This is a genomic window from Bartonella phoceensis, from assembly GCF_902825145.1.
Classification (GTDB): Bacteria; Pseudomonadota; Alphaproteobacteria; order Rhizobiales; family Rhizobiaceae; genus Bartonella; species Bartonella phoceensis.
The window spans coordinates 1-422 of the sequence record NZ_CADEAD010000050.1; the positions used below are offsets into that span (position 1 = coordinate 1).

Here is a 422-nt window from a genome sequence, read left to right on the forward strand (position 1 = left end):
AGGAGAATAAAACTGGAGATATTACCAAATAGCTTGCCGTTTGAGGTACAAGAGCATTGATCTTTGCTTCACGATCAAGCGTATCCCTTTGCAAGCGGAAATCCCAGAAATTATCTCCTTCTCTCAAGTGATTTTGAACGCTACCTACTTCCCCATGATTTGGTGCCGATTCACCTTCATTCTTTTTAGAAACTCCTTCAATTCTCTTCCCTTTTATAACATAACTCGTGTAGTCTTTAAGAGTATCTTCCTCTGATTCTTGAGATACTTCTCCTAAAACACTTTGCTGCCTATTGGCCTTACCACGGTTTGATGTTGGTCCATAAGCATTCAGCGTATACTTGTAGGGCAATCCATTCATTGTGACGTAACCGTTCGCAAGCTTGAAGGAATTTTCATCTGCTTTACCAGAAACTTGAATG

The 422-nt window shown here is 40.3% G+C and carries 1 pseudogene; it reads right to left on the reverse strand.

The features are described from left to right. Positions 1 to 422: pseudogene (locus tag J7R07_RS08035) on the reverse strand (hypothetical protein); the annotation flags it as partial.